This is a genomic window from Oceanispirochaeta sp. M1, from assembly GCF_003346715.1.
Taxonomy (GTDB): Bacteria; Spirochaetota; Spirochaetia; order DSM-2461; family DSM-2461; genus Oceanispirochaeta.
Genome location: NZ_QQPQ01000096.1, coordinates 1 through 4,106 on the forward strand (window position 1 = coordinate 1; position 4,106 = coordinate 4,106).

The following is a 4,106-nucleotide window of genomic DNA, read 5'->3' on the forward strand; positions in this document are numbered from 1 at the left end:
ATCCGGACCGGATAAAGATAACTTTACTTTTACTCTACGCTTATCACTCATAAATCTGATGATACCCAATTCATGAAGTTTATAAAAGATCTTGAATAAATTTAGAATTAGTCGGTCATGACACTAGTTCTTAAATAGGCCGGAAAGCGTCACACAAACCGGCTTATTTTTAGGCTTATCCCTATTATGAAGGACCTTGTATCCTAATGGTCGCGCTACTCATTATTACTGATTCTGTTGTAATTCCTGTTGAAGCAGTAACAGTTATTTCAACCTTAAGGTAGTGTCCACTATCAAAATCATTATTTGGTGTATATGTCTTTGATGTTGCTTCTGTAATTGCTGTGTATGTTTCACCTTCAGAATCGGATCGATACCATTGATATGAAGTACTGGTCGTTGCTTCTGCATCACCCTCAGTATCGAAGTACAGATAATTTGCTGTTAGCTCGTCATCGATCTCTCCAGTGGTTCCGGATATGTCATAATGAGTAATGCTGAGATCACTGGGATCACTGAGAGGAGTGAGAGGAGTGAGAGGTAACCTTGCCCCATTGGGAATCACTGAAGGAATAACTGTCCATCCGGATTCTGGCGGAACCATATATGTAACCTTACTCTCTGTTGTATATTCAGGTCCGTCTAATCCCTGTGTACTGCCAATTCCCCAGAACCAATCATTATCAAAAAAGCGCATGTAGTAATCGTTTCCTGCCATGGTGTAATTAGGATAGTTACTGTAAAATCCATCCCTGTCATAAAATCCATTCGCGGCTGAATTTTCTGCACCGCTAACCTTCATTCCAAATTTAACAGTTGGCGCATAATTCCCTTCACCTGTAAGGTTCAATATGTATGGATCTGTAAGGCCGTCAACTTCTATACTGATTGTTGAGTCTTGGCTGCCTGATGCCTGAGGGCTGTAGGTCAGCTTGACTTCTGCTGTGCCATCTACTGCAGTTGTTAGTGGTAGAGTGGGAGTTATCAAAGAATAGTTCACTTCATCTGAAAGAGTAATTGATTTAACTGTGATTTCAAATTCTGTGCTATTTGTCAGGATGATGGTTTTTGTTATACCGGTGCTTTTGGCTTCAGCTAAACCAAAGTCATATGAACCAGTCGCAGCATATTCAGTTCCATCAATAGTAACCGTAATTGGCAGCGTTGTGTCAGCAGGTGTATTACCGTTTGCACAAGAAAAAAGTGAGGCAAAAACAAGTATGCCTAAACATGTAAGAATCAATTTCATTATTATCTCCAATTGTGAATTAATGATTACAATTTATTACAAATGGCTAAAAAATGCAAACGAAGTTCACTATTGAAGAATGTAAAGCGAATTGACAGAGGGACTTGAATGAACCATACCGAAAATTCAGGAGCCTGTATTATTTAAATACAGCGACTAAGGCCAATGTTTTAGACTTTTATAATACATGATTTTAAATTTTTTTGGAGGAATATCTCCAAGGTCCTCTTCTCCAAATTACTTTGCTTAATAAAGACCATTTATTGTCTCGGTGATTCTTGAAGATCTGAATCCAGGCCCTTTATCATATTTCATGGCATCAGGATATCCATAAATTCCACATGATTTATCTAGGATTTCGGTAAGATGATTACTGTGATTGATTATGGAGGCTTGTTATTTCCCGACTGTTGAATTTTTCAATTGAAATACAAGCAAAAAAATTTTACTCTTTGATACAGAATGTTGAATGAAAACCCCAAATTACCTAGATGGATATATCTTCTGCTGATATTCCTAGTTTTAGCTTCCTGCCGGATGGATCAGGATGCAGGAGAATTAATCCCGGAATTTACGGAATATCAAAAAGAAAGCGGAATTGATTACCTTGAAATTCTTGTCTACGGAGATGCCGGTACAGGAGATGATGGACAAAGACTGACGGCCTCCGCTATGTCTGATTATGTTCAGAATCCTGTAAACCAGATTGAATTCATAATCAACCTGGGGGATTCTTTTTATTCCGTTGGTGTCGAATCGGTGACTGATCCCCAATGGTATAGTACATTTGAATCAATCTATGACCCCGATATTCTGAGCATGCCTTTTTATTCCATACTGGGAAATCATGATTATCAGGGTAATATCGGTGCCCAACTGGAATATGTGTCTCCCAACAACGACCGTTGGCAGATGCCAAGTTTTTTTTATAAACAATCCAGGACCCTCCCTGATGGAACCAAAGCAGACTTCCTTTTTCTCGATACTGAAAGCATATTCTACGGAGATGCTGAGCAGCTTGTCTGGCTGGACTCCTGCCTGGAAGAATCAGATGCTGATTGGAAAATAGTTTGCGGGCATAAGCCTTTGTTCAGCAATGGAGACCATGGCTCCAACGGGCCACTGATTGCAAGGCTGCAGGAGATTCTGGATCATCGGGCTGACCTGTATATTTGTGGTCATGAACATGATTTACAAATCTTGGATAAGGTAAACGGCGTGTACTATATCGTTAACGGAGCGGCGGCTCGGTTGAGAGACACATCCGTTGGAGATAACACTATCCTTGCTGCTTCACGAATTGGTTTTATGACTTTGCTGATGTCTGAATCGGAACTAGTTTGCAAGGTGATCGAATCGGGATCAGGCATTATCAATACGACGGTTCTAAAGGAAAAGTAATTAAAACTTGAATCCTATTCCCAGTTCAGGCATGCATTGCAACTGGATGAAATCTGTGAAAATATTCTCCACAAAACCGCCGAAATAAACATAATCAATGGTCGTGCGGAGGCCCACATTGAGAAAAAAACTCTCTTTCAGCATATATCTGTATCTGGCGTTGAAATCCAACCCTATATAGAAGTCTTCGAAATCATTGTTGTATTTGGAAAGGTAGTAAGCCATGGTGAAGGATGGCCCCAAGCCGAGACATAAAATATGGTTTTCTTTCTCATAGGGAATAAAATAAACTTGGGGGGAAAAATGTAGCTGATAAAAGCGTCCTGTCCATTGATCCAGGATCAGTTCGTTTGATCCGTTTTTTATTCTGAACTGATCAATCATCCCCCAATGGGTATCGTAACCGAATCCCCATCTTGTTTTAGGGAAGTATCCGAGAGAATGATCAAATCCAAGAACTGACCTTTTAATCGTGTGATTCTCAGGAGATGAGTCCAGACGGATATAATCGCTCAACCCCGGGGCATAGGAAAGAGAAATAAACAGCCTTTCTTCTGCAAACAGTCCGTTTGTTACTGTCAAAAATCCTGACAGTAGAATAATCATTCTTATCTTTGCTGCAATCATTGATGTTCCCTTTATTCCTCTATAAATATAGGACTATAAAAAATTAGATTCCATTTCTTTTTTGAGGATAAGATATATCGATTTTCGGCGGAACAGTATAGATAATGCATAAATTAGTATTGGCAGTTATTCCAGAATAACTCAAGCATATATTGATGATCTGAAACACTGGGAGGAATAGAATGATCAGACATATAAATATAAGGTGCTTTCAGCTTCTTCATACCATTTAGTTTGCTTAAACATTCCTCCCGGTTTTAGCTTCCATTGCCTGTATACAGTTAATACCTGATTCAATAATGCAGGGTAGATGAGGGCGAAAATCACCACAACTGTGCAGAATAACTTGAAGTTTATAATCTTTAAAAAATGAGAAAATCTTTTTGTGAAAGGAATGAATGCTTTCACGCTGGCATTGAGGTGACAAAAAGGAAGACTTTGTGTATCCCAGATCATTATATATGATGATCTGGAAGTCCTATTTTGAAAAAAGCCGCATCTCCCTGTATATTCCGTAATTCCTCAAAGACAAATAAAGAAGCATAAGTTGTATACTTATCGTCGCTTGTAGCCAGATTAAACTCTTTTTTTAATATTTTTAGATCAACATGATCACGGATATCAATGGCAATAAAGGCCCTCAGGCCTTACATTGAAAGAGAGGCTGAGAAGACAGTAACTGAGGGCTTCCCCTGATGCGTCCTGTTACCCGCCCGCCAGCACTTCCACCACCTGACAAGCTTGGTTTCCACCACTCGACAGTCAGCTCTGCAGAATGTGAACACACTGCATTACCAACTGACGACCAATGGAAAATCATAGAGTCAAT

The 4,106-nt window shown here is 39.5% G+C and carries 4 protein-coding genes; 1 reads left to right on the forward strand and 3 read right to left on the reverse strand.

All coding sequences use genetic code 11. From position 1 onward, the window contains the following. Nucleotides 1-184: 184 nt before the first annotated feature. Nucleotides 185-1,249, reverse strand: coding sequence for a hypothetical protein (locus DV872_RS25770; protein ID WP_114632850.1), 1,065 nt, complete (start codon nucleotides 1,247-1,249; stop codon nucleotides 185-187). 537 nt (nucleotides 1,250-1,786) lie between these two features. Between DV872_RS25770 and DV872_RS25775 the strand changes: the two genes are divergently transcribed. Continuing rightward, nucleotides 1,787-2,650, forward strand: coding sequence for a metallophosphoesterase (locus tag DV872_RS25775; protein WP_158547194.1), 864 nt, complete (start codon nucleotides 1,787-1,789; stop codon nucleotides 2,648-2,650). Here DV872_RS25775 and DV872_RS25780 read toward each other — a convergent pair whose 3' ends face one another. After that, the gene (locus tag DV872_RS25780; protein ID WP_114632852.1) at nucleotides 2,651-3,277 is read right to left on the reverse strand and encodes a hypothetical protein; all 627 of its coding nucleotides are present in this window, start codon (nucleotides 3,275-3,277) and stop codon (nucleotides 2,651-2,653) included. 640 nt (nucleotides 3,278-3,917) lie between these two features. Continuing rightward, nucleotides 3,918-4,106: hypothetical protein (locus DV872_RS27080; protein ID WP_216664457.1), on the reverse strand; the 189-nt coding region annotated here is incomplete at its 5' end.